The organism is Paenibacillus dendrobii, from assembly GCF_009807035.1.
GTDB lineage: Bacteria > Bacillota > Bacilli > Paenibacillales > Paenibacillaceae > Paenibacillus_AQ > Paenibacillus_AQ dendrobii.
In genome coordinates, this window is the sequence record NZ_WUBI01000001.1 from 2459986 (window position 1) to 2486408 (window position 26423).

At 47.8% G+C, this 26423-nt stretch carries 19 protein-coding genes; 4 read left to right on the forward strand and 15 right to left on the reverse strand.

Annotated features, from left to right (window positions below; all coding sequences use genetic code 11):
• Nucleotides 1–13: 13 nt before the first annotated feature.
• From GRF59_RS10725 to GRF59_RS10735, 3 genes are all read right to left on the reverse strand, one after another.
• Nucleotides 14–1657 (reverse strand): peptide ABC transporter substrate-binding protein, encoded by a 1644-nt coding sequence (locus tag GRF59_RS10725; protein ID WP_160497551.1) that lies wholly within the window; start codon nucleotides 1655–1657, stop codon nucleotides 14–16.
• A 121-nt stretch (nucleotides 1658–1778) separates the two neighbouring features.
• A complete protein-coding gene (locus GRF59_RS10730) occupies nucleotides 1779–2777 on the reverse strand; it encodes an asparaginase (protein ID WP_160497552.1) in 999 nt (332 codons plus the stop codon).
• A gap of 33 nt (nucleotides 2778–2810) precedes the next feature.
• Nucleotides 2811–3995: an ROK family transcriptional regulator gene (locus tag GRF59_RS10735; RefSeq protein WP_160497553.1), complete on the reverse strand. Its 1185-nt coding sequence runs from the start codon at nucleotides 3993–3995 to the stop codon at nucleotides 2811–2813.
• A gap of 279 nt (nucleotides 3996–4274) precedes the next feature.
• On the opposite strand from GRF59_RS10735, the gene GRF59_RS10740 reads away from it, so the two are divergent.
• Nucleotides 4275–5507 carry an MFS transporter gene (locus tag GRF59_RS10740; protein WP_160497554.1) on the forward strand — a complete coding sequence of 411 codons (1233 nt, stop codon included), beginning with the start codon at nucleotides 4275–4277 and terminating at the stop codon, nucleotides 5505–5507.
• Nucleotides 5508–5690: 183 nt separating this feature from the next.
• Here the strand turns inward: GRF59_RS10740 and GRF59_RS10745 are convergent, their stop codons facing one another.
• From GRF59_RS10745 to GRF59_RS10770, 5 genes are all read right to left on the reverse strand, one after another.
• Complete coding sequence (locus GRF59_RS10745) at nucleotides 5691–6605, reverse strand: Gfo/Idh/MocA family protein (RefSeq protein WP_237391710.1); 915 nt, start codon at nucleotides 6603–6605, stop codon at nucleotides 5691–5693.
• A 239-nt stretch (nucleotides 6606–6844) separates the two neighbouring features.
• A complete protein-coding gene (locus GRF59_RS10750) occupies nucleotides 6845–7495 on the reverse strand; it encodes a hypothetical protein (protein WP_160497556.1) in 651 nt (216 codons plus the stop codon).
• 237 nt (nucleotides 7496–7732) lie between these two features.
• A complete protein-coding gene (gene ltrA / locus GRF59_RS10755; protein ID WP_160498227.1) occupies nucleotides 7733–9526 on the reverse strand; it encodes a group II intron reverse transcriptase/maturase in 1794 nt (597 codons plus the stop codon).
• A 669-nt stretch (nucleotides 9527–10195) separates the two neighbouring features.
• Entirely contained in the window at nucleotides 10196–12061 is a 1866-nt protein-coding gene (locus GRF59_RS29375; RefSeq protein WP_202128536.1) for a DUF5704 domain-containing protein, read from the reverse strand.
• A gap of 672 nt (nucleotides 12062–12733) precedes the next feature.
• On the reverse strand, nucleotides 12734–13681 hold the full coding sequence (locus tag GRF59_RS10770; protein ID WP_160498228.1) for a copper amine oxidase N-terminal domain-containing protein: 948 nt from the start codon (nucleotides 13679–13681) through the stop codon (nucleotides 12734–12736).
• A gap of 397 nt (nucleotides 13682–14078) precedes the next feature.
• Between GRF59_RS10770 and yhbH the strand changes: the two genes are divergently transcribed.
• Nucleotides 14079–15236, forward strand: coding sequence for a sporulation protein YhbH (gene yhbH / locus GRF59_RS10775; protein WP_160497557.1), 1158 nt, complete (start codon nucleotides 14079–14081; stop codon nucleotides 15234–15236).
• 139 nt (nucleotides 15237–15375) lie between these two features.
• On the opposite strand, the gene GRF59_RS10780 is transcribed toward yhbH, so the two are convergent.
• Both GRF59_RS10780 and GRF59_RS10785 read right to left on the reverse strand, forming a co-directional pair.
• Nucleotides 15376–15945: an NADAR domain-containing protein gene (locus GRF59_RS10780; protein ID WP_160498229.1), complete on the reverse strand. Its 570-nt coding sequence runs from the start codon at nucleotides 15943–15945 to the stop codon at nucleotides 15376–15378.
• Between the two features lie 65 nt (nucleotides 15946–16010).
• Nucleotides 16011–17147, reverse strand: a complete 1137-nt coding sequence (locus GRF59_RS10785; protein ID WP_160497558.1) for a copper amine oxidase N-terminal domain-containing protein — start codon at nucleotides 17145–17147, stop codon at nucleotides 16011–16013.
• 192 nt (nucleotides 17148–17339) lie between these two features.
• Between GRF59_RS10785 and GRF59_RS10790 the strand changes: the two genes are divergently transcribed.
• The gene (locus tag GRF59_RS10790) at nucleotides 17340–18779 is read left to right on the forward strand and encodes a SpoVR family protein (protein ID WP_160497559.1); all 1440 of its coding nucleotides are present in this window, start codon (nucleotides 17340–17342) and stop codon (nucleotides 18777–18779) included.
• A gap of 206 nt (nucleotides 18780–18985) precedes the next feature.
• On the opposite strand, the gene GRF59_RS10795 is transcribed toward GRF59_RS10790, so the two are convergent.
• The 4 genes from GRF59_RS10795 to GRF59_RS10810 form a co-directional block, all read right to left on the reverse strand.
• A complete protein-coding gene (locus GRF59_RS10795; protein WP_160497560.1) occupies nucleotides 18986–19678 on the reverse strand; it encodes a response regulator transcription factor in 693 nt (230 codons plus the stop codon).
• A gap of 124 nt (nucleotides 19679–19802) precedes the next feature.
• Nucleotides 19803–20816, reverse strand: a complete 1014-nt coding sequence (locus GRF59_RS10800; RefSeq protein ID WP_160497561.1) for a LacI family DNA-binding transcriptional regulator — start codon at nucleotides 20814–20816, stop codon at nucleotides 19803–19805.
• A gap of 164 nt (nucleotides 20817–20980) precedes the next feature.
• Nucleotides 20981–21988, reverse strand: a complete 1008-nt coding sequence (locus GRF59_RS10805; RefSeq protein WP_160497562.1) for a globin-coupled sensor protein — start codon at nucleotides 21986–21988, stop codon at nucleotides 20981–20983.
• Between the two features lie 161 nt (nucleotides 21989–22149).
• Entirely contained in the window at nucleotides 22150–24045 is a 1896-nt protein-coding gene (locus tag GRF59_RS10810) for a PrkA family serine protein kinase (protein WP_160497563.1), read from the reverse strand.
• 334 nt (nucleotides 24046–24379) lie between these two features.
• Here GRF59_RS10810 and GRF59_RS10815 point away from each other — a divergent pair, with 334 nt between their 5' ends.
• Nucleotides 24380–25126 (forward strand): DUF2161 family putative PD-(D/E)XK-type phosphodiesterase, encoded by a 747-nt coding sequence (locus GRF59_RS10815; RefSeq protein ID WP_160497564.1) that lies wholly within the window; start codon nucleotides 24380–24382, stop codon nucleotides 25124–25126.
• Here GRF59_RS10815 and GRF59_RS10820 read toward each other — a convergent pair.
• Nucleotides 25123–26346, reverse strand: a complete 1224-nt coding sequence (locus GRF59_RS10820; protein WP_160497565.1) for an aminotransferase-like domain-containing protein — start codon at nucleotides 26344–26346, stop codon at nucleotides 25123–25125. The genes GRF59_RS10815 and GRF59_RS10820 overlap by 4 nt on opposite strands.
• Nucleotides 26347–26423: the final 77 nt, after the last annotated feature.

Genomic DNA, 26423 nt, shown 5'->3' on the forward strand with positions numbered 1-26423 from the left:
GAACAAACCTGCATTATTTTACATCCGCATATTTAAAGTCGACAGGGTTGCCGTACGGATGGTATTCCAAGTTTTGCACCTTGTTGTTCAGCAGGAAGGAATAGCCGCCGAAATAAATTGGAACAACGACAACATCATCATTCAGAAGCGTCTTCTCCGCCGCAAGCATCATGTCCAGACGTTTCTTCTCGTCGGTTTCTTTCTTCGCATCGGCGATCAGCTTGTCATAGTTCGTACTTTCATAGTTGCCGCGGTATGGCGTATGATTCGCCCACAGATCAAGGTAAGTCATTGCATCATCGTAGTCAGCGCCCCAAGCGGTAATGGCCATTTGGTAGTTGCTGTTGTCCATCAATTGGCCGCGCGCTTTGCTGGTTTTGGTATCAATGACGAGATCAATGCCAAGATTTTTCTTGTATTCGCTTTGCATGAACGTAGCAACGTCTTTCACTTCAGAGGTATCGGCTACCAGCATTGTGATCTTAGGAGCTTTACCCAGTTCTTTCACGCCTTGTTCCCAGTATTCTTTAGCTTTGGCTGCATCGACGCCAACCAGACCGCCCTGCGTTTCACGGAAGGACTTGCCGTCTATGCCGCTCATTTCGTCAGGAATCATACCTGTAGCCGCTTTGGAGCCATTATTGAGAACTTGGTCAGCCAGCAGCTTGGAATCGAATCCGAATTCAAGCGCTTTACGGATGTTCAGGTTACTTACGCCGTCTGCCTTCAGGTTGAACTGCAGATAAGTCGTTTTGAAATTGATGCCTGTGCCGAAGCCTGGATCCGTTTTTGATGCATTCACATCAGAGGAGGCCAAGAGTACACGGTCCAACTGGCCGGCTTTGTAAGCATTCAATGCTGTGCTTTTCTCTTTGATGACCTTCAGATCCACTTTGTCTACAGCTACGTTGGCCGCATCCCAGTACCCCGCGTTTTTGGTCAATACAGCACCGCTCGCAGCGTCAACCGAAGTCAGGGTATACGGGCCGTTATACAGCATGCTGTCCGCACCAATTGCATATCCTTCCCCTTTGGACTTCACGAATTCCTCTTTCATCGGGAAGTATGGAGCCAGCGAAGTCAAGCGCAAGAAGTAAGGAGTCGGTTGAGTCAGCTTAACGACCAGCGTTTTGTCATCCTTCGCTTCAATGCCCACTTTATCCGCCGATCCGCCGGCTGCATAGTCGGCAGCACCCACGATATAATCGGTCATAATAAAGGAATAGCCGTTGGTTCCGGTCTTCGGATCGATTTCACGAAGCCAAGCGTATTTGAAATCTTGTGCCGTCACAGGCGTTCCGTCACTCCATTTGGCATTGTCGCGAAGCGTGAAGGTATAGGTCAGCTTGTCCTCGGTCAGGTCAACCTTTTCTGCCATCGCTGGCTGTGGCTCATTTTTCAAATCCAGACGGTACAAACCTTCATTAACATTGTTCAGGACTGTAAATGACACATCATCAGATGCTTTCCATTGGTCCAGATCCTTAATTTCGTTCTCTACGTACAGCTTCAATTCTTTGGCTGATCCTGCAGAGGATGTTGTTTGACCGGAAGCGCTGTCCGCAGGTTTGCTGTCACTGCCCGAAAACGAGCAGCCCGTAAACATGGCCGATACGACCAGCAGCGATGCCAGTAAGCCCAACTTTTTCTTTTTCATAACATGTCCCACTCCTTTTGTTCCCCTTTGATGTATGATTGCACCGTCACTTCCTTATGCGGAAACAACGAACGAACCCATGTACAAGAAAGCAAATTAGAATATAAATGATGAATGAATGTTAAAAAGTAAAAGCAGCTTTCCGCTCGCCGACAACGATGTGATTGTCATTTTGGATTTCCTTCGGCACGACGGAATAGAGTCTGTCGATCGTTTCCTGATTGCTGTAACCGATCTGTTCCAGAATCGAAGCGACGATAATCGGCCAAGGGACTTCCGAACCATCGATGACTTTAAGCGCAAAGGCAACGCGTTCCCGAATTAAAGAGAAACAATACACGCCTTTGGCTCCGCCCTTAGCGACGATGTTGTCGTCACGCAGCAGCTCGGAACAAATGAAGTTGTGGCTGGCAATGCTGTCCGGTGCGGCATGCATATACGCTGTCATTCTTTGAACGGCTTCTCGCGTCTCTTGGTCCTGGATCAGATCCGGGCAGGCAAGCTTCAGGTATGCCTTTGCAATATTTTGAAGTGGAAGCGCAAAGATCGGGAACCCGCAGCCGTCAACGCCAATTTGGATCTGCTCGGACGGATATTCGGCCATATCAGCTAACGTATGCAGAATGTCCTGCTGAATCGGATGGGACAGCTGCCAGTAGGTTTCGGTGTCATAACCCATCTCTTTAGCCGTGGCGATAATGCCCAGATGCTTGCCGGAGCAATTGTGATATAGCCTTCTCGGTGCTTTGCCCTCACGCATGCAGGCGAACTTCGGCTCGTCATTCAGCGGATAAGTAGGACAGCAGAGCAGCTGATCCTCCGTCAGTCCGGTTTTGCTCATGATCGATTCCAATGCTTCAATATGGTAGGACTCACCCCGATGCGATGCAGCGAACATGGCAGCTTCGGTATCCGTCAGTCCATACTTCCCGGCAATATCCTGCTTCATGACCGGAATGGCTTGAAATGGCTTGGCAGCCGAACGAAGGAACGTCACATGCTCCGCGCTGCCTACCTCATGAATCACTTCGCCTTTGTCATTCACTCCGCACAAAACGCCCAAATGGACATTTTCAAGCACGCCTGCGCGAAATTCTTCCACTAATGGTTTGAAATACATTTGTATCCCCCGCTTTTGATATTGTTCATGCTGTTAGACTTGTTCCACTTGTTCCATTTGACTTCCGATATCGAGGAAGCGGCTCTGCGCTAGCAGGCCTGACCCAATGACAACGCCATCATTTTCGAATGCGGAATATACGATTTGGAAAGTACCCCGCAGCGGTTCCCACACGAATTGCCCCATGCATTTCTCAGCGATAAACTCCCGAACTTCAGGAAATCTCTCGACGAGCTTGCCTGTTAGAATCACGGTATCCGGATTGTACATGCACGCGATATTGCTGATCGTTACCGCAACGAAGGTCATCGCCCGGTCGATAATGCTCGATGCCCAGAATTCACCTTCACGTCTGGCCTCGAACAGCTCATCCAAACTGGCGATCGGTTTGATCTTATTGGATTGCTCAATCAGCGAAGCTTCCGCAATATAGGTCTGCAAACATCCTACTTTGCCGCATTCGCAAAGAATTCCGTTCGGGTCTACGACCGTATGGCCGATCTCCCCCGCGCTATTGGATTCTCCCCGGTAAATCTCTCCATCAATGATGAGTGATGAGCCAACGCCGCTGCCGAAACCGATCAGTACCGAACGACTCGATCCCTTGGCAGATCCGTACATATGCTCCGCCAGTGACTTCACCTTCAGTTCGTTGTCTACCGCCACCTCGAGCCCTGTATGTTTCTTCAGAACTCCTGCGATATCCGTCTGCTTCCAGCCAAGCTGCGCAGATAACACGGCTTTGCCGCCTGAATGGTCGATAATGCCTGGTAGTCCGACTCCAATGCCCACGATTCTGCGTCGGTCGAAGTCTTTCTCCTCAATCAACCCGTTGATTCCACTCGCGATATGCTCAAGCGTAACATCAGAGGCCTCATTCTTTTGTCTTTCGATCATTCTGCTCCCGATGACTCGGCCATCCAGATCAATGACCCCGATCCGGATGCTTAACTTATCAATTTCCACGCCGACGGATAAAACAGATTTGGGATTAACCTGCAGGAAAACCGCCTTGCGTCCTACGCCTATCGTCTCTTGCTCAATTTCATGCATGTAATCAAGGTTATATAATTCGGAAACGATTCTGCTTACCGTGGTGGGGCTCATACCGGTCAATCTGGCAATGTCTGCACGTGACAGGGGTGAATTGTTCTTGATCATCTCAAAAACAGTCGTTCTATTCTTTTTCTTAATAAACTCCTGATCGTGCTTTTGCATTTCGCGGATTGCTCCTCCACTATTAATTAATTTCACCTATGGAGAAATACACCTGACATTTAATGATATGTTTGTTTGAAAACTAGTTTTTTATGTCTTAAGTAGCGTTTCTATTACTATTATCTATTTAATTTCTCCAGTGATGTTATTAAAGAACTTTAAATGTTTTTCCTAGGCCTGTCAATAACTTTGCGGAAATATTGGTTCTTGTAAATTTTCATGAAAAATACAATAATTACAGAAAGAAATGTAAGCTATCAGAAAGGTTGAACTCACAGCATGAATCAATCACGAACCTTACGTGGAGGGGCGGGAACCAAGGACCCCTTCCCCGTCTCCATTCTATCGCTGACGGTCGGAGCCTTCGCCATCGGGATGACGGAATTTGTTATTATGGGCATTCTTCCGAATGTCGCCGATGACCTCCAAGTTAGCATCTCCACCGCCGGTCAGCTGATCACCAGCTATGCCCTTGGCGTGGCAATCGGTGCCCCCATCATGACGATTCTGACCCACCGTCTGCCGCAAAAGCTTCTGCTCTGCCTGCTCATGGCGCTGTTCATACTCGGAAATGGTATTGCCGTTGTCGCTCCGAATTATGATGTACTCATGGGAGCCCGGTTGCTGACCGCCCTGTGCCACGGCACCTTTTTCGGTGTTGGAGCCGTCATCGCCTCCAATCTCGTCAAGCCCCATAAGAGGGCAGGGGCTGTCTCCATCATGATGGCGGGACTCACGATTGCCAATATCATCGGCGTGCCGATTGGCACCTTCGTTGGCCAGCATCTCGGCTGGAGGGCTTCCTTTGCCGCGATTATGCTGATGGGGATCATTGCGCTCATCGGCATTATGATCTTCATCCCGAAGATCCGTCAGGATCAGTCCGCAAGTCTTATGAAACAGTTCAAGGCTCTCGCCCAGCCGAAGCTGCTCATCATTCTGCTGGCTTGCGCCATCGGCAACTCCAGCCTGTTCGCGGTGTTTACGTACATTGCCCCACTCTTAGAGCAGGTGACGGGATTCCATGAAAAAAGCGTTACCTGGATTCTTGTCTTGTTCGGCATCGGCGTCACGTTCGGCAATATTGCCGGTGGAAAGCTGGCTGACTGGAAGCTCATGCCAGCCGTCCTTGGCATTTTCGCCTCCATTTGCGTGCTGCTCACCATTTTCACGTTTACCGTGCACAGTCCTGTCGCGGCTGTCATCACCATTTTCCTGTGGGGAGCCGCCTCGTTTGCGGTCATGCCAGGCATTCAGGTCAAAATCATGAATATGGCCCAGGAAGCTCCGGCTTTAGCCTCCACCTCTAATCATTCGGCAGGCAACCTGGGCAATGCATTTGGCGCCTTCTGCGGCGGTTGGGTCATCAACAACATGGGGCTTACCTCCCTGCCTTGGGTGGGCGCAGTTCTGGTCGGAGTCGCCTTTTTGATCGGTCTAGCGGTTTATTTGTCGGAACGCAAACGGCAGATTCCAATGGCGCTACAGGAAGCGCATGGAGAGCAAGCCTAGACGTTGCTCCCAGGGATATGTCAAGCATCAAAAGGCAGCGGCCTGCAAAATTGCAGACTGCTGCCTTTTTCGTATGCGAATAGATGGTCGGTCCGGCGGGAAGGCCATGACATCGGGAAGGCCAACTCTCCCTCATCTATATGAGTTGTGCTGTGTAACCTTTTAGCTTCGTTTCATATAGAGCTAAAGCTTTATTTTATTTCCCGTTTCCCGGCTCTCGTTCGCCGCTTCGATAAAACGGATGATCTCCAGCGTGATCCTCATATCCGGAGTCTCGGCCTTGCGATGGAATACCTCCATCACCCGCTCCAGCAGGCTGGCGTAAAACGGCTTCACGCTGGCATCCATATTGACGAAAATTTGACCTTTTTCCCGATGGATAACTGCGCCGAACGGAGTCCCCGACAGGCGGCTGCCACGGGCCGTTCCGATTCGCCCATCGCTCCACTCGCCAATGATGAGTTCTTCACTGCCCGGATCATCAGCGCTGACCGCAGTCACGTACTCACAGCCGGTTCCGAGGATCGCATACATCATCTCGATGGAATGTATGCCATACCAGAAGTATCCCGGCTGCGTAGGCTCCATGGCCATCGGTCCGTAGCAATCCGTGCCTGTGATCTTGCCTGATTCGGTGCTGCTTCGTTCACTCGTCAATGCCTCCGCATAACGAAGAGAAGAACTGCTCATGAGAGGAATTCCATTTTTCTGGGCGATCTCGCAGATTTCTTCCGCATCCTTCAAGCTCAGCGCAAGCGGCTTATCGATAAAAACCGGCTTGCCGTAAGCCGCAACGCTCTCGAAAAGCTCTGTATGCCTGCGCCCATCCGCCGTCAGAATCATTACTGCATCACTATGCTCGGCGACCTCTTCAGGGGTATCGTAAAAATGCACCTGATGCTTCCCGGCCAGCTCAGCGGCAAATATCCCCACCCTGGATATACTTAATTCAAAATCAGGGGATCCTCCAGCGTAAGCCGAAACGATTCTCCCGCCTGGAACATGATAGGGATGCTCTGCATGATTCAGCAATGCCGCAAAAGCCGTGGAATGCGACGAATCCGTACCGATAACGCCGATATTCAGCTGCTGTGTCAAATACGTTCCTCCTGTTCTGCAAGTCATGATTCCGTAACAATATGATTTGTTCACTATTGTATAGGAAGGCAGGGAAAAAATCTGTATATCTTCGCAAATAATTCGTTTCATAGCACGCTGACATAGACTTATCAGAAAAAAACTACGTTCCAGGGTTGTAACAGTGATCGAATTATCCGGCAGCCAACAAAACAAGCCTGCGGAATGTCCGCAGACTTGTTTTTTCGTTGCTACATCGCTTAATGCGGCACCTGCGAGCTAAAGTCATCCCGGCTGGATTGATCCGCATTGTAAAATACGACGTCGCCGTCTTTTAATGTAAATCGATTGCCGTATGCATCCTGAATATCGCGCTTAAAGCCTTCCATCGTCCACTGATTCATCAATGGTCCGTTGATATACTGCAAATGGGGATTCTTCAGATCGCCCTGTTGGATCGACTCGATGTTGAAATTGACGACGATGTAGCCGTTTTTCAGAAAAATCGGAGACTTGCTGTCCAGCCCGCCATGCGTTCGTCCGTATTCAGCGACATTCGTTCCCGCAGCGACCACGAAAGGTTCTGCCGGCAAGCTGTACTCACCGTACCATTTTTGATTCGATACATTCGCACGTTCGGGATCCACGGATGCCGGAATGCTCTCCTGCAGCCTCAAGAAGGTTCGCAGCTGTTCCGGTAATATGAGCAGGCTGTAGCTGCCCACCGGCGTTTTTTGCTTCGTGAAGACATTGATATAGTTTTGCACGTATTGGTTCTTGCTCGTGCCTCCCGCTTGACCGCCATGCCCGAACTTGTAGCTTGCCGTATCGCTCAGTTCCACGGTCGGTACATTGCGCAGCCGGTCATTGAGAATCACGTAACGCTCGACCTGATCTTGCGCGGAACCCACTTTAACGAAATTGTTTTTACTGGTGTTGTAATACAGATCGACCGGAATGCGGGTCTCGCCTTTTGTTGTAACGGTCTTACCGTTCTGACTTACATAGTAAAAGGTTGGCGTGATCCGGATACCGTCCAGCGAACCGAATAGATATAGGTAAGGCTTTGACTACGTCGCTACCTTTTCCCCACCTCCACACCGTGCATGCGACTTTCACCGCACACGGCGTTCCATCTTGATAATAGTTTAATCGATCATTCCCAAGTTACTCATTTTACGGTATTGGTTAACCTTGATAAGCATGCTTTTGGTTAAGTCCAGCACGCTTTTGAGTTCAATAATCGTCTCATGGTTCACAGCATGAATTAGTTTATGGACATCTCGATGGATAATACGTAAGTTGTTATACTTATCGTTACCACCAGAATTTGACGGAACATAATGATGACAGTGCACGTCATCGGCGTATAGGAATGCACCTGTGATCTCGCATTTGCCCATAGCCATACTATACCGGCTAATTCGATTATCCAGATACTCAGCACTGCGCTGGGGATTATTGGAATTCATTAACTTAATGATTTCCTTTTGGACATCTCCACTCAGTTTTTTGCTGATACGATTCCGCCCTTCTAACGTATATGGTGTTAATTCTTGGCTGAAATTTAGGTTGTTAGAAGTGCTTACATCCACTATCGGGTAGAGATAAACACCATCGATAAGGAACGTTCGATAAGTGAATGAATAAAAGTTCCTGTATGTTGGTGGTGGATTACTTGGATGATCGTATATGCCACATCGTTTCAGACGATTATAGGTGAACTTTTTCAGGTCATAGGCAAGTCGTGAGAACTCTTTGAATACATGTGTCGCTTTTCTAAAGTAATTATGAACACCGAGAACAAAACTATTGAATTTGTGCGCGTTACCAGCCGTTGGTGATTGTTTGATGTTTTGAATAAGTTTTTTGTACTGCAACCTTATCTGTTGTTTCTTTTTATCAATCACACCAGTATGCGCAACTTGCTTCTTTCCTTTTAAAGTCGCTTTAATTGTGAATCCTAGAAATTCAGATTTCTGCTTCCGTAGATTCAAAATTTTCGACTTTTCAGGGGAGATATCCAAGTTTAGACGGTCTTTCAAATATAGTCTTACGGCATGAAACCACTTTTGGGCTGTTTCCCAATCTCGGCAAAGAATTTTAAAATCGTCAGCGTATCGTACGATAAACCCTTCTTTAAGCTTGGACTTTTTCAGAGCATAATATTTATTCCTCTGTGTATATGCGTGCTTGGTCTGGAAATTTTCCCATTGCCCGGCTACCCATACATCCAAGTCATGTAGTGCGATATTGGAAAGCAGAGGGGAAAGAATCCCTCCCTGTGGTGTTCCTTTTTCAGGAACACCTTCACCTTCGATTTCAGCTTTTAGCATCTTGTTGATGATGCTTAGGACTTTGCGATCCTGAATCCCTAGATTCCATATTTGCTTTAATAAGGTGGCGTGATTAATGTTGTCGAAGAATCCTTTTATATCAATGTCAACGATATAATGAAGTTGTCCATTATTAATCAGAAATTGCACCCTGGCCAATGCGTTGTGGGCAGATCTTAGCGGTCTAAATCCATAGCTGTGTTTAAAGAACTGCGCCTCAGCGATTGGTTCAAGTACTTGTTTAAAGCATTGTTGTATCAATCGATCAATGATGCATGGAATCCCCAATGGTCTCTTTTTACCATTGGCTTTCGGGATGAAGACTCGTCTGACTTTCTTTGGCTGGTATTTATCTAGTTTTGTTTTTACAAGATCTACTAGCTCGTTGTCCGTCATTACTCTGAGGTTCTCAATTGTCTTACCGTCTGTACCAACTGTCTTTGATCCCTTATTTGATTTGATTGTTCGATAAGCAAGGAGAATATTTTCTCTAGATGTGATTAGTTCATAAAGGCGATTGAAAGTATTTCCTTGTTTGGCTCGTTCATATAAATCAGAAAAGGTATCTGTTAAGTTGTAGTAATCCCAATAACGTAGAGCCTGTATTGTGGCAACCCCCTGTCAGAGATTGTCCCCACATTCATACCGGACCGATACAGTTCACTTTTGGAAAATAAATAAACTATTATAAAGACTCAGGGCTGTTCCTCCACTTCGATTACAGAAGCTTCATCAGTCGTGCCCTTACTCTCACAAGGATGAATGCATTTCGGTCAATACCTTATAGCAACCGTCTTGGATGACAGTCCTAATTGCGACGTTCCTTGTTTTCCTTGTTCCTTCTACCCTAGCTATACATATTATCCTTAGGTGACCCCTTTGAACCTGCAAGCTTGATACCGCCATTGTTCGGTATAGCGTATTTCCTAACATGTAATTGTACTCAACGCCACTTGCCCCAACATCTGTTGGTCAACATGTTTCCATGAGTTAGGCATCTAGATTCGTAAATTCGGAGTTTAGTCAGTTCCCGATTGAACATTCTCACCATAGACAATTTTTCAGCCATCCGGCATATCAGTTGGCATACCTTCCTTGGTAGGCGGCTTCAGCCTTCCTTCTGCCGACTTCACCTAGCTTCATACCTTTTGTTCCTGCCGAACAAAACGCATGTAGGAGTCTCAACGGGACAGTTTCAGAAAACTTGGCTTCATCATTCCTGTCCTCGGATAGAAAGTTAGACTTAATTAAATTAGGTCCTTGCTTTTCCTGGTATTAACCAGTTATAGCAAAACAAGTCGCACACATGTTGCCCTTCGTTTTAAAATCGAATTTGAAGTGGTACCCCGTTTTCACCGATACGTTCTTGTAGCCCTGCAGCGGATGACTGCCTGGGCGAATCGGCAGCGTAAAGATCTCCTTGTTCCCCCGGGAATCGCCGTCGATCGTTTTTTGTCCTACCCAGTAAGAGATACCAGTCGGGTTGGCGCTTCCAGACTGCGTCCGGAACACTTTTTCCCAGTTATAATCGGCAATGTCGGTGACGTGAAAATCATAGAGCCGCCCGATAACGTCTACAGGCACGACATCAGTCGCCACGTGATGGGCCAGATTCAGGTTGGCCTGCGATTCGGTCGCATAATTGGCGGGTGCGTTCTCTGCGATCGTGCGAAACTGAACATCATAGAACCCCTCATCTACCCATACAGGTAAAAAAAACGTGGTGGACGTTTGCATCACCGGAATCGACACCCAGGTATTCTTAGGAATGAATCTGCTCTTATCTGCCGTGTAGACATCAAACGGAAACTGGACCTGTTTTTCACGCACATATTTGGCATAGTCCCGGTTTCCATAACCAGGAATGTTACGGTGCTGTCCGCTCGTTGGCATGTAGATCGTAAAGGGACGATCCAGAATGGTTGCGTTGCGGCTGACCGCCGGCATGGTTTTTTGGTTATGCTCCTTGTCGTCCGAAGTGGATGCATAAATAACAACAGGCGTGTGAACCGTGACCGGGTTGATACCTCCGATGGTAAAGCTCTTGTTGGCTCCCCCGTTGATATTACCGCTCATGAGATTATAGTAAATATCCCCCGTACTCGGCTGGCTGCTCTTATTCGTCTTGCTTGTGCTGATGACATGTCCCGGGCTGTAAAGCACGTTGTCATGGATCATCTGCGGCTGAGGGATCTGCAACGGAGTCGGACCGTTTTCCTGCGTACGCTGGTTGTTCATGATGGTTTGGCTATTAAACATAAGTGAGTCGTTTTCGACCTCTACTTTGGCAACGGCCTGCTCAGCCAGTCCCTGAAACGCGCCTTGCTCATTAGGTACAACGGGCTTTGTTTTCCCGCCTGTCTTCTTCTCGGAAGGTGCGGTCTGATCGCCAGGCTGATCCGGAGGATAGAAGTTTCCATCCTGCGCCGTGCTATATACCGGAGAGGTGTAGCCAGCTGGGTTAATCGTGACGGTATCCCAAGCATAGTTATTCAGCGTTGCATTCTTGATGTCATAGACTTCGAGATTGTCGATCTTCCAATAGGAGTACGGTCGTTGAACCGTGTACAAGTACTCCTTCTCCTCAGTGTCATGCTGAATATCGGATTCTTCATGCGTTCCCTCCCCATTCGCATTCGGCACATCTTTCTTCGGATCCCACTCCAGTTCGTATTTCTTCTTCACCTTGACCTCGTATGTACAAACGCCTTTCATCTGGGTGAATGTATTCTGGTAGAGATATTCCTTCGCTTTGACGTTGCCGTATAAGCTTTCCGAGGTTGGGATCCCTTGCAACACATCGAATTTCTCGCTGCCTCTGCTGTCAGCCTTAATGACTGCGGAGACGCTAGGATCGTCCACCTTACCAATGATGGTTTGTGCGGGTGCCGGATCGGTACATGTTGGGTCTTGGGGTGTTGTCGTTGGCTCACAGGTCTCTCCGGGAGGGCACTCTTCGCCGTCCTTTTTCTTGTAATACATAAACAATGTGTATTTCTCGAATGAACCGTCGTAGTTCAAGGAAGGGGGAGGTCTCTGCTGGATTTCCCCGCTCGGCGGTTCATCTGTCGTTGATTTTTTAAAACCGACATATTCGTATTCATCGTGGGTAGGCGGTGTAAACGAATAGTCTCTCCCCACAACCATTTCTTCGTTTGTCCGTGGTGTAAAGATGTCATTTAGCGACCTGCCGTCGGTGGTGTAGTATTTGACGTTGAGTTGGGAGGCTAGTTCGATTTTGAATAGGACAGGAGCATAAATTCTAACACCCTTTACTCCCGCTGCGCAGTTAGGGCAAGATTCTTGAGTAATATCCTCTGGACTTAAAGCATTAAGTAGCATTTTAATTGTAATTGGAATAGTTGTAGTATCTGTTCCAATTCCCTGAGGATTAAAAGGTTTAATACTGTTTTCTACCCCACCTTCACTAACAGCAGCTGCGAATCTTTCCCAACTTTGATTACGAGATTCAGTGAAGTATATGTCGTTCTGCGAGTTATGATCATAAATTGTAGCCCGAACACTTTTTATTTTACGATTTTGAAATTGAAATCTGTAAGTAAAAGTCGCTTCACCATTTTTATGCATACCAGGTCCAATACCATCAGGAACCCAATATCCTGCAGTATTTAACCACATTTCATAATACATCATTCCTACAAAATAACGATAATTGCTCTCTTTATAGTACCCTAAAGGTGTAATCGGTGTATCAGCACTTACAATAGTTGATTGAGATAGGCTGAAGGATTGGAATAATAAAATAAAAATCAAATAAAAACTAATGTAACGTTTAGAACTTATTCTCATATGCTATTTATCCGCCCAAGGGTTTTTTAGCAATGGAATATAATTCTTATTTGCATAACTAAATCCAATATAAACTGCATCCTTTATCTTGAAGGTCTTATAATTTTTTATCCCATCCAGTTCATCTAAAAACGATAAAATCGGATAATAGAAAATTTTTGTTCCATCGTTATTATTTATCGTTTTTTTAAATACAGGATTTCTATATCTCGGTTTACCATCATTGGAAAGGAAAAAGATATTACCAGGACTGTCCATGTTAGTTTTCGCACGTACCTTAATAAAACTGCTTCCATCCTTTTCTACATAGTAATCCATACTATAGATATCACCAATAAATGCAGTAGGGAGATCACTGGTTTTAAAGATTACAGCTTTGCTGTATTCAGCATCGCGATCTACAGTCATCAGCAACGCCGGCTTCCCCGCAAAATACTTCTTATACGGCTCAATACTCACCGGCTTTAGCCCCGCCTCTTCAAGCGTTAACGCCTCTTTCTTCCCGATCCAAACCCATCTTCCCACCTTGTCCCATTCCACCGTCTGACCGAGGCCCTCACTAACCAATCGCAGCGGAACGAACGTCCGGTTTTGCTTCAGTTCGATTTTGGTTCCGTAGGATTTGTCCTTGCCGTCTACCTTCGCCACTTCCTGACCAACCGTCATATCTACGATGTGGTCTCCATTCTTCACTGATACGGACATGTGCCCGTTTACCTTTTCCCAGCCCACTTCTGCTCCCAAGGCTTCGGATACGAAGCGGATCGGAACCATCACGCTGCCCTGTGCATCTTGATAGGGTTGTGCATCCGGAAACTGAATTTTTTTCGCATCCAGAAGAACTTCAATTTTCCCTGTAGATGAAGCTGCTGTAGCTGAAGAACCCTTCACAAACAAACCACTAGTGAACAACAAAGAACCTGCTAACAAAATAGGCAATACTTTTTTCATGAAACGACACTCCCTATCAATCACATTTTTTGCTTTCCCAAAAACCGTCGCCGCTGCATAATCCACTTTCTTTTGTTTTATCCTACGGGACTGCTTGCCCACGTGAATGATCTGGAGCACACCTCCCTCAAACCTATGTATTGGTGACGCTAAAATAAAACATAATCTCTCATCCTAAATAACTAGGACAACTGCAGTATACAACAAGTTTTTTGCAATATTTGTCATAAACAGTCGAATGATTACTCAAACATCCTAAATATGGTTTATCTTACAATCGATTGAACTCGTTATTTTACTCCCGTCCCATCACATATCGTCCCTCCACGTGAATATACTTGATTAATAATGACTCATTCTTCTAAAGCCGAGTATGCGTATATGGGAGGTGCTGAACATGCATTCTAACGATCATTCGCTGTTTGTCGTGTCCAAGGAGGACTGGTCACTGCACCGCAAAGGATACCAGGATCAAGTCCGCCATCAGGAAAAAGTAAAAGAAATGATTAAGCAGAACCTGCCCGATCTCATAACTGAAGAAAGCATTGTCATGTCGGACGGTAAACAGATCATCAAGGTGCCCATCCGGAGTCTGGACGAATACCGTTTTATCTATAACTTCCAGAAGCAAAAGCACGTAGGGCAAGGAGACGGAGACAGCCAGGTTGGGGATGTGCTCGGACGCGATCCGGTGCAAAAGCCCGGTCAGGGCGAAAAGGCTGGTGATCAGCCGGGATACGATATTATGGAAGCCGAAGTCAGTATGGAAGACCTGGAAAACATGCTTTTTGAGGAATTGGAACTGCCATTCATGAAACCCAAAGAGCAGCAGGATGTCGAGACCGAATCCATCACCTTTAACGATATCCGCAAAAAAGGAATGCAGTCCAACATCGACAAAAAGCGCACCATTCTTGAAAACATGCGCCGCAATGCAACAACCGGGTCCCCCGGCATCCACCACATCAGTCCGGATGATCTCCGCTACAAAACATGGGAGGAAATCGTAGTACCCCACTCCAGCGCGGTGATCATCGCCATGATGGATACGTCCGGCTCCATGGGATCTTTTGAAAAATACTGTGCACGCAGCTTCTTTTTCTGGATGACCCGTTTTCTGCGGCGGCAGTATGAAAAGGTGGATATCGTGTTTCTTGCGCATCATACCGAAGCAAAAGAGGTTTCCGAGGAGGACTTTTTTACGCGAGGAGAAAGCGGAGGCACCATCTGTTCGTCGGCCTACCAAAAGGCGCTTGAGATCATCGACCGGCGTTATCCGCCATCCAAGTACAATATTTATCCGTTCCACTTCTCGGACGGCGACAATCTGACTTCGGATAATGAACGCTGTGTCCGCCTCATCGGAGAACTTCTCAAGGTCAGCAATATGTTCGGATACGGAGAGGTCAATCAATACAACCGCAGCAGTACACTCATGTCGGCCTACCGCAATATTAAAATGGATCAGTTCATGTACTATGTCATTAAGGAAAAAGCAGAAGTGTACCAGGCTCTGCGCACATTCTTCCAAAAGCAGGAGGGAGCGCTTACCTAAGTGCTATGGACATAAGGGCATATTTTTAAAAAACAAGAATCCAAAAAGACGTTGCGTGGATGCATCTAAAGCACCCAAACAACGTCTTTTTGACCGACAATGGATTCCTCTGATGAAATCACACCCATGCCGCTTTAGACTATACAATGTCTGATTCATTCATCTTAAGTTGATCCCTGACCTGCATTAAAGCAAATCCCAGTAAATTGGTTCCCTTCCACAACAGCGGATTTTCGATTCGTTCATCGTCGGCCGCAAGACCGATTCCCCAAATGCTGTCGACGGGGCTTGCTTCTACAAGCACCCTCTGGCGGGTACCCAGCAGATACTGCTCCAAATCCGGATTTTGCGAGAATTTCGCCATGTTCCCGCGGACGACAATGTCATATCCCTTTTCCGCCCACACGTCGGGGTCGAATCCGCGTACTTTGCGTCCGAGATCTTTCGCCTGTTTCGGATGTCTCGACATCATAATCTGTTCGACGATTTCTTCATCCCTGAAGAGTCTTGCCTTTTCAGCCATCATATACTGCTCTGCGCTGCTGTATCTCTCGCCGTCCACGGTGAAATTGCATTTCCACCATTGACTGAAGCAGCTCTTGGTGAGGCTGCCGTCGGCTGCAGGCTGATGCCCCCAGAAAAATAAATATTTCAGCTTCCTTCCTTTTCGAAATTCCTGTCGCAATTCATCTAACGTATACAAGGGTATGCCTCCGATTCATCGATGCCCGTCAACGGCTTCTTCATTTGTACTCCATCTATCCACCGCAATCCTCATTGCCCGTCTCCCTTCATTGGCAGCGTGTAAGTATATACTTTTTTGTCCTGGCTGAGCATCGAATTATTTTTAAAATAAAGAGTCTTTCCCTCTCTCTTCACATACTCCAGCCAATCGCCTTTATACGGAACATCATTCATCTGGGCATATTCGATCTCTTCCTTACTTAGCAGCTTGTCGTATAGTTTAACGCTTTCACCCGATTTCCGGTCTACGAGCGTAAGGAGTCCGGAATCATTGGGGCGAATCAGCAGAAAATCATCCCCTGCCCCTTCGATGAAATACTCGCTGTCTTCGCCGCCAAGCTTCACGAGATCAAGCGTTTCTTTGACTTTTCCGGTTCCATCTTCAATGATGCGCAGCTTTTTTCCGTCGGTAAGCAGCAACTCATTGCCATTCAATACGACATTCTCCTTGTATCTCTTCCAATAATGCACATCGTTTTGTCGAATCACACTATCGCCCTTTAGAACAAGCGTGAAGATGTGATTATTGATATGAGGCTCCCCATAATTGTCATGGATGGTCAAAAGCAGCAGGCCCGCGGGTGTTTTTTGAAAACTCATATCAGCCGTTTCATACAGCTTGGAACCGAGATTCGCCAGCTTCAACCGAGCTCCGCTTTTGTCCGTCACATACAGGTCTCCCGTGCTATTGGCCACGCTGTAAGTACGGCCTTCGTAGGTCTGGCTGGAACCCGCGTAGGTATGCAATCCGCTTGCACTCACAAGATGCTGAGCCGGGTCCCACGCCAGTGCACCGCCCTCCAGCATTTGAACGACGAATCCAGTAGGAAGATAGAGTTCATTCTTATACAGAAAAGGAGCCGCGTTCATCCGGACCAACTTGCCTTCGATTATGCCTACTTTATTTCCGATTCTCACGGCTGCTTTTCTCCCATAGCCCTTCATTTCGGCACGCTGATGTGCCTGATCCCAGCTCAGACTCATTCCCGCCGACTCCGCGATGGTTGCCGCGACAAAAGTCGTGCCATCTTTGAAAAAGGCTCCTCCTGTACTCTGACCTTCATTATCCCAAGTGAATTTATAATAAGCCGTGCCTGCCGCATCCACCACCGATGGAAGAATGAGCGATGCCGCAAGCAGCGCCGTAGTCATCCACTTTATTTTCAATGTAATCACCCTCTCACCACATTTTCAAAAACCTTCCAATGGTTTAGACGCATGATGAGGACGAAAAGTTACCATTCGCATGGTTTGCTGCTCCCGCAATGGTCATGTCAGTTCATACTTCCGCCTTTTATGAATATGTATAAATAAATCCCTGCGTACACTCTTCCGCAAACAGGAAGGAGCCATCCAATCATGAGCAATCAAGACGAAATCAAGCAGCTCGAATATGCCATCAGCGAAATTATGGAAATAGCCGACGGTTTCGGCTTGGATTATTATCCGATGCGTTACGAAATTTGCCCGGCTGACATCATTTACACCTTTGGCGCCTACGGTATGCCGACCCGCTTCTCGCACTGGAGCTTCGGAAAAACGTTTAACAAAATGAAAATGCAATACGACTTCGGTCTCAGTAAAATTTACGAGCTGGTCATTAACTCCAATCCCTGCTACGCTTTTCTGCTCGACGGCAACTCGCTGATTCAGAACAAATTGATCGTCGCTCACGTCCTCGCCCACTGCGATTTCTTCAAGAATAATTTCCGTTTCTCCGCTTCCAACCGTAATATGGTGGAGAGCATGTCCGCTACAGCAGAGCGAATCAGCCATTATGAAATGGAATATGGAACCGAAGCGGTGGAGAGCTTCATCGATGCCGTTCTGAGCATACAGGAGCATGTGGATCCTCAGCTCATCAAGTCGAAGCATCCCGACAAGCAGCGTTATATGGAATACAAAATGAAGGAGCAAAAGGAATCCCGTAAACAAGAGCCGCGTGCCGGTGACTACGATGATTTATGGGGCCTGGATGAACCGAAGAATAAAGGCAAGGACATCGCTGCTTCACGTCATTTTCCGCCCGAGCCGGAGAAGGATATCATGTGGTTCATCCAGGAATTCTCCGAGGTGCTGGAGGACTGGCAGCGTGATATCATGAGCATGCTTCGCGAGGAGATGCTGTATTTCTGGCCGCAGATGGAAACGAAAATCATGAACGAAGGCTGGGCTTCCTACTGGCACCAACGCATTATTCGAGAGCTGGACTTGACCAGCGAGGAGACCATCGAATTCGCCAAGCTGAATTCCTCCGTCGTGCAGCCTTCCCGCAACAGCCTGAATCCTTACTATTTGGGGCTAAAGATTTTCGAGGATATAGAACGCCGCTGGGACCATCCGACGAAAGAAGAACAGGAATTCGGCGGCAGAAAGCCTGGACGGGGCCGGGAGAAAATATTCGAGGTACGCGAATACGACTCGGATACTTCATTCATTCGCAATTACTTAACGAAGGAATTGACCAATGATTTGGATCTGTACGTATTTGAGAAAAAAGGACCCGAGTGGAAAATTACCGACAAAGGCTGGGAACGCGTCCGGGATCAGCTGGTCGTCTCCAGAGTCAATGGCGGCAACCCGTATCTGGTTGTGTCCGATGGCGATTATCTGCGCAACGGAGAACTGATCATCCGGCATGAATACGAAGGCACCGAGCTTGATCTGAAATACATGGAGCGGACGATGCCTTATGTCTATCAGCTCTGGGGCCGTACCGTCCATATGGAAACTATTATTGAGGATAAAAAAGTGATGTTCACCCACGATGGCAAAAAGCTGCATCGCAAGTTTGTTTAACATCCATAACAAAACAAAAAAGACCCGGGAACCCACCGGGTCTTTTTGCCGCCGTTTTACTGTACGAACGGCCTCGTTGATAGCTAATTCTAACCTGCTTTATCTATCTCTTACCTGTTGAAAGCGGAGTATATCTCCCCTAGCGCAGTTCTAATCATAACCCGCAAATATATCCTGGATATTTCAAAGTGTTTCCAACTTGTAAACTATTTCTCCATCGCTTTATAGCCGATGCCGTACACGGTTTGCAGAAGATACTGGGCATCTCCAAGCTTCTTGCGCAGCCGCTGGATATGAATATCCACGGTACGCGTTCCGCCAAAATACTCCATCCCCCACACCAGCTCAAGCAGATCCTCGCGGGTATATACGCGTCCGGCATGGGATACCAGCAGCGCTAGCAAATCGAATTCCTTGGGCGTCAGTTCCAAGGATTCCCCCGCGATATCTGCGGTACGGCGCACTGTATCGACTTTAAGCTCTTCCAGCCGGTACACCTCCGAATCGGATGACGGAGCCGCCTCGCTTCCTTTATCCAAACGGCGCACCACCGATTTCACCCTGGCCACGAGCTCGCGGATATCAAACGGTTTGCTCATAAAATCATCCGCACCTAGCTCTAAACCCAGTACCTTGTCCACGATATCGTTTTTGACAGTCAGGAGAAGGATTCCCAGTCCCTTGACGTTTTCCAAACGGCGGCAGACCTCATATCCGTTCAGCTTGGGCATCATGACATCCAGGACAAGCATATCCGGCCGGAAAGAAGATACCTTCTGCAATGCCTCTTCCCCGTCTGCGGCGGTTGCAACCTCAAAGCCTTCCCGTTTCAAAGCGTACGTAATGGCGCTGCGGATGCTTTCTTCATCATCGACCACCAGCACTCGTTTTAGTTCCATCGTCAACACATCCCGTTCACCCTGAAAGTTTAATCATTTCATTCATTATAATGAATATTGAAGTCAGATGAAACTTCGCAGAAAAAAAGAACATGCCTTTACGGCATGCTCTTCCACTTCCTATTTATCCAACGGAGTCCGCACATGTTGCCGTCGATTCCCGCACAATCAGACTGGACGGCTCCGTGACAACCGGGGGCGGATAATCCGAGCTCTTAATCATCGAGATCAGTTCTTGGATGGACTTCACCCCAATAGCATGAATATTCTGGTTAATGGTCGTCAGCGCCGGTTTGAACAGCTCTGCTTCATAAATATTATCGAATCCTACGACCGATATATCTCCCGGAACGGTAAGGCCATGGGCTTCAATCGAATGGATCACGCCAAAGGCTGACATATCCGATGAACAAACTACCGCCGTCGGCCGCCGCTCCAACTGCAGCAGCTTGGTCATACCCTGAATGCCGCTGTCATAGGAAAAGTCCCCGTTCACGACGTAATCCTCGCAGTATGGAATGGAGGAGGCTTCAAGTCCATCACGGTACCCGGCCCGGCGGCTTTCACCCACATTGTGTCCCGGAGTCCCCGCCAAATAGGCTATTCGGCGGTGTCCCAGCTCGAATAGATGTCGAACTGCCATATGTACGCCGTTCCGATTGTCCGTTGTAATATTTCCTGCCCGAAGGCCGGTAGCATCCGTGTCCACGAACATCGTCGGAATGCCGGACTCGATCAGTTCCTGGATGCTGCGATGATCCTTCTCGACTCCGAACACCACCACTCCGTCTAAATTGCGGCTATGACAGTGATCGATGAATGAGTAAGCCGGATCGTTCAGCCGGGCGGATAATCTCATCAGATCATACCCGCTATCCTCCAGCGCCGTCTTGATCCCTTCCAGCAGCATTGCCACGTATGGATTGGTAAACGGTATATTAATCAGAACCCCAACGGTCCAGGACCTCCCTGTCACCAGCCCTCTCGCAATGACATTGGGTCTATAACGGAGAAGTTCAATTGCATTTTTGACTTTTTTTCTCGTTTTATCGCTTACGTCCGGATAGTGATTAATCACTTTGGACACTGTAGCTACTGAAACTCCTGCTTCTTTTGCCACATCATGAATTGAAGCCAAATCAGATCACCTCGGAATACGGATTGCCGAAACATGTTCAACCAGATCACTTCTTCTATCCCTGAAACTCATGATGTTGTAGTCTATTATACTTGAAATGAGTAGACAGAGATACAGAAATTTCTGCATGAAAATGGAAAATTGTGCAATCCTTGCAAAGAGGCTTAGCTTTTACTTTGAATTTCCGCTAGATCTTGAGTCAGCTTCTCGATCATGGTTACAAAGGAAGCCAGCTCCTGGGAACTGCTCGCCTGTTCTCTGGCATGCACGGTCGTTTTTTCCGTTTCATTCCGGACACTGCTCAAACGCTGCATAATCCCGGAGACCTTGTCCTGAATTTGTTCCAGAGCCTCGCGGGAATGCATGGCCAGCTTGCGCACTTCCCCGGCAACCACGGCAAACCCTCTCCCCATATCCCCGGCATGAGCCGCTTCAATCGCTGCATTCAAACCAAGCAGATGCGTCTGATCCGCGATCGCTTTGATGAGCACGCCCATACTCTCGATTTGTTTCACATCTTCATTCAGCTCGTCCATCAAAGCATGGGCCGTCTCTTGCGAATCCGCGGTCACTTGAGCCGAGGTAGCGATCTGCCCTGCACTCTCGTTTAATTCGGATATCATGCCCGTCAGCTGCTGCACGACCTCTGTAACCGCTTGCAGCACATGTTCTTTCTCATCGGCGAGATCTTTTAATTTTTCCTTTTCTTTCAATTCATAGGCCTCAAGCACAAGTTGGGAATCCAGATTGAACATTTTGCTGAGTGAATGAATGATAGAAATCCATTGATCCGGCACCACCTGACGCATTAAATCCGTTGCGATATCGAGATATGTCATATAGCTTCCTAGATAGTACTCAACGCTAAGCCCTATCCGGGAGTGCACCAGTCCGATCGCAATTCTTTTTTCCAAGTAAGCATCATCAATTTTGCCGTCTGCCAGCGACATCCAGTATTCTCTTTGGGTATCCTTCAATCTCTCAATGGTCGTGGTTCTCCCGATAATTTCCATCAGTTCTGGTTCAGTGGCAATATGCTTGTAAAAATGGTTTACGACTTCTTCTACCACTTTCGCGAATACAGGACGGAATTGCAGAAGATTTTCCATATCTTGCTCCGTCAACCTGATATAATCTATCTGTTTCTTTCTCTTTGGCGATACATTAATCATATAAAAAAGCTCCTTCTTTATACCTAAATTTTCCGTTGATACAGCAACTTCGTATATTATAGACTATATCGACAGCTTATCCACTAGATTTAAATGGTTTTTGTGAACTTTTTTATTGCAGACAGCAAAAAACCGCCCTCAAGCGAGGACGGTTCGACCGATTATCGGTTCAACAAGCTTCCTACGTACTTCAGTAATTCATTGGCACATACCGGGCAGTATCCATGTTCATCCATCAAGCGTTTGCTGACTTCATTGATCCGTTTCAGCTGATTCGCGTCCGGCGTTTTCGTGGAGGTGGTGATCTTAACGATGTCCTTCAGGTCCGAAAACAGCTTCTTCTCAATGGCTTCACGCAGCCGGTCGTGGTTATTGTATTCGAACTTTTTCCCTTTGCGCGAATAGGAGGAAATGCGGATCATGATTTCTTCACGGAACGCTTTTTTGGCGTTTTCCGATATGCCGATTTGTTCTTCGATCGAGCGCATCAACCGCTCATCCGGATTCATTTCCTCGTCCGTGAGCGGATCGCGGATTTTGGACATGTTGCAGAAGGCTTCGATATTATCCAGATAATTCTCGAACAGCGTCTTGGCCGATTCGTCAAAGGAATACACAAACGCCTTCTGCACTTCTTTTTTGGCCAGCTCGTCATATTCTTTGCGCGCAACGGCGATGAAGTTCAGGTAGCGTTCCCGCTCCTCCTTGGATATAGAAGCATGCTGATCCAATCCATCCTTGATCCCCCGCAGTATATCCAATGCGTTAATGCACTGAAGGTCCTGCTTAATCAAAGCACTGGAAATCCGGTTGATGACATAGCGCGGATCCACGCCCGACATTCCTTCTTCCAGATATTCGGTTTGCATCTCCTTGAGATCCGCTTCCTTGAAGCCTTCAATCTCCTCACCATCGTACATTCGCATTTTTTTGACTAGATCCATGCCATGCTTCTTCGTCTCTTTAAGCCGAGTCAGTATGGAGAAAATAGCGGCGGAACGCAGCGCATGCGGAGCAATATGCACATGCTTCATATCGCTTTGCAGAATCAGCTTGTTGTAAATCTTCTCTTCCTCGGAAACCTTGAGGTTGTATGGAATCGGCATGACAATCATCCGCGATTGCAGTGCCTCGTTTTTCTTATTGGATATGAATGCCTTGTATTCCGCTTCGTTCGTATGGGCCACAATGAGCTCATCTGCCGAGATCAACGCAAACCGCCCTGCCTTGAAATTCCCTTCCTGCGTCAAGGACAACAGATTCCATAGAAACTTCTCATCGCATTTGAGCATTTCCTGGAATTCCATCAAGCCCCGGTTGGCCTTGTTCAGTTCCCCGTCAAAACGGTATGCGCGCGGATCGGATTCCGACCCGAACTCCGTAATAGTCGAGAAATCGATACTGCCGGTCAAGTCCGCAATATCCTGCGATTTCGGATCCGAAGGACTGAATGTCCCGACCCCCACTCTCGCATCCTCGGATATGGTCACCCGGGTTACAGGCACCTTCTCGATGTCCCCGTCATATTCCAATTTCAGGCGCATCTGGCAGGACGGGCATAGGTTCCCTTCGATTCGCACCCCAAGCTCCTTCTCCACCTCGGATCTTAGCTCAAGCGGAATCAAGTGCAGCGGCTCCTCATGCATCGGGCATCCATCAATCGCGTAGAACGCCCCCTGCTCGGTACGCGAATACTTTTCCAGGCCGCGCTTCAGGAGTGTAACCAGCGTAGATTTACCGCCGCTCACCGGCCCCATCAGCAGCAAAATCCGTTTGCGGACATCGAGCCTGCGCGCCGAAGAGTGGAAATACTCCTCAACCAGCTTCTCCACGGAGCGGTCCAGCCCAAAGATCTCCTGCTCGAAAAATTTATAGCGCTTATGGCCGCCCACCTCCTCAACGCCGTACGACTTGATCATGTCATACACGCGCGCATGTGCGGTAATGGCCGCTGAGGGATTCTGACGGAGCAGTGCAATGTAATCTTTAAAGGTCCCATTCCATGCAAGTTGATCACTTTCTGCCCTATAGGCCGCTACGCGTTCGAAAATATCCATGCTAGTACCTCCTATGACTACGTTTTGAGTTGTCAAAAATTCCATCAAAGCGTCAAGGGTCAACTTCATCCCATTAGATCTTGATATTCACATAATCCTGAATCAAAAAGTGTATTACATACCTATGCTGAAATTGGGGATTAGTTGACCTATTTTTTCGCGAAAGGAGGATTGTCTTTTATCAAATGTTATAATATAGGAAACGTAAAATAACCCCACAAAGTGGGGACTTTGCTTCGGAGCTAATTCAAGTACTTTGTGGGGGCCCCGGAAATTATAGATCTAGATTAAAAAAGACGAGGCTTAACGCCTTTTTGGGCAAAGGGGAATTTGAATGACCGTACAGCATGAAACCGAGCTGTATGAGCCGCTGAAGGCTTTTTTTGAACAGCATGGATATGAAATCAAGGGAGAAGTGCGCAACTGTGATCTGGTTGGAGTCCATCCGGAGAAACGCGAACCGCTGATCATCGAAATGAAAAAAACGTTCAATCTCGCGCTGCTGCTGCAAGGGATGGAACGTCTGCACATGAGTTCGCAGGTCTATTTGGCGGTGGAACGCAGCCGCACCAAACGCGGTGCCGTTAACCAGCGATGGGGCGAAATTACGGGACTGTGCCGCAAGCTGGGGTTCGGACTGATTACGATCACCTTTTTCAAGACAAAAAAACCCTTTGTCGAGATACTGTGTGAGCCGGAAAAGCAGGAAACGCCCCATAAAATCAAAAAAAGACGCACGGAGCGCCTTTTATATGAATTCCATGAACGCAGCGGCGATTACAACATTGGAGGCAGCAATCGCGCGAAGCTCATGACCGCATACCGTGAAAAGGCACTGCGGGTGGCATTCGCGCTGGCCGGCGCTCCGGCGGAAGGGGCTTCACCGGCCTCGCTCCGGGACCTGACAGGAATCGGAAATGTGGCTGCCATTCTAAGAAACAACTATTATGGATGGTTTGACCGGATCGGACGCGGGCGGTACATCCTTACTTCAGCCGGAAAAGAAGGACTTGAGCTATATGGTGGGGTACTGGAGACGGCACCGTCCTCTGCTGGAAAGGGGACTACGCCCAAGAACTAACTCCTTGCCGTAAATTCGGTAATCGCCTCGCCGATCAGATTCATGCCAAGGAGCAGTTCATCCCGTCCCGGATGAGTAAAATTCAGGCGGATATATTCTCTGCCTTCCCCGTTCGTATAGCACAGTGTACCGGGCAAGAACGCAGCCCCCTTATCCAGCGAGCACTTAAGCAATGCCACGCTGTCCAGCGCCTCCGGGAGCTTAACCCATAGAAACATGCCGCCTGCCGGAATTTCAAACCGGGAACCTTTCCATGCGGGACGCTTCAGAAGTTCCGTCATCAGCTTCAGGCGGATTTCATATTCACGATTCAGCATCTGAACATGCTCGAGAATATCGAAGGTCGAGGATTCAAGCAGATAATGAAGGAGGCATTGGTTGAAATGACTGGATTGCCAGTCCGCCAGCTGCTTGGCCATAACCATCGTTTCAATCATGGCCTTGCTGCCTGCAGCCCAGCCCGTACGCAGTGCCGGGACCACCGTTTTGCTGAAGGATCCGATGTATAGCACCTGCCCCCCCTTACCCGCTTCATCGAGCGAGAACAAGGAAGGATATTTGCTGTAAAATTCCTTCTCGCTTATGCCTCCAAAATGCAAGTCCCCGTAAGAATTATCTTCCACGATCAGAACCTTGCGTGATCTGCAGATCTCCAGCACTTCCTTGCGCCGTTCCAGACTCCATAATACTCCGGTAGGATTCGTAAAGTTTGGAGATACCAGCAGCAATTTGGGACGTATGCTCTCCATTTGCTGGAGCAAATGCTCCGGATGAATCCCGTCTGCATTGCCTTCTACCGGAACGATGACTGCTCCCTGCATTTTCAGAATCTGCAAAAAACCCGGTGAAGTCGGATGTTCGACCAGAACGGGATCACCGGGTTCAACGTATACGCGGGCCAGCAAATCAAATGCTTGCTGGCTGCCTGTGGTAAGTAAAATCTGGCCTGCCACTACCTCAGTATGCTTCATCTGCTTAAAGTTATTGCATAGCCACTCCCTGAGCGGCAAATAGCCCTGAGGCTCGCCGTATTGCAGCGCCGCAGGGCTTTTCGAGATGACGGCTGCCGCAGCAGCCTCAAGTGATGACAACGGGAACAGCTCCTCAGCTGGAAGCTCTTCGGCAAAAGAGATGAACGACTCGCGTGTAGACAGTGATCTCATGAAATGAAGCGGTGACGCCAGCATGGATTTCGTGCGCTCCGCGAACGAATACTGCATGATATCTCCTCCTTCTTCCAGTTCCAATCCACCATTCTTCTCATTTGTATCTGAAGCAATACATCAGGATTCGTAAC

Coding starts and splice junctions, on each gene's coding strand:
- GRF59_RS10725 (WP_160497551.1), bottom strand. CDS start 1,657: ATGAAAAAGAAAAAGTTGGGCTTACTGGCATCGCTGCTGGTCGTATCG.
- GRF59_RS10730 (WP_160497552.1), bottom strand. CDS start 2,777: ATGTATTTCAAACCATTAGTGGAAGAATTTCGCGCAGGCGTGCTTGAA.
- GRF59_RS10735 (WP_160497553.1), bottom strand. CDS start 3,995: ATGCAAAAGCACGATCAGGAGTTTATTAAGAAAAAGAATAGAACGACT.
- GRF59_RS10740 (WP_160497554.1), top strand. CDS start 4,275: ATGAATCAATCACGAACCTTACGTGGAGGGGCGGGAACCAAGGACCCC.
- GRF59_RS10770 (WP_160498228.1), bottom strand. CDS start 13,681: ATGAAAAAAGTATTGCCTATTTTGTTAGCAGGTTCTTTGTTGTTCACT.
- yhbH (WP_160497557.1), top strand. CDS start 14,079: ATGCATTCTAACGATCATTCGCTGTTTGTCGTGTCCAAGGAGGACTGG.
- GRF59_RS10790 (WP_160497559.1), top strand. CDS start 17,340: ATGAGCAATCAAGACGAAATCAAGCAGCTCGAATATGCCATCAGCGAA.
- GRF59_RS10795 (WP_160497560.1), bottom strand. CDS start 19,678: ATGGAACTAAAACGAGTGCTGGTGGTCGATGATGAAGAAAGCATCCGC.
- GRF59_RS10805 (WP_160497562.1), bottom strand. CDS start 21,988: ATGATTAATGTATCGCCAAAGAGAAAGAAACAGATAGATTATATCAGG.
- GRF59_RS10810 (WP_160497563.1), bottom strand. CDS start 24,045: ATGGATATTTTCGAACGCGTAGCGGCCTATAGGGCAGAAAGTGATCAA.
- GRF59_RS10815 (WP_160497564.1), top strand. CDS start 24,380: ATGACCGTACAGCATGAAACCGAGCTGTATGAGCCGCTGAAGGCTTTT.
- GRF59_RS10820 (WP_160497565.1), bottom strand. CDS start 26,346: ATGCAGTATTCGTTCGCGGAGCGCACGAAATCCATGCTGGCGTCACCG.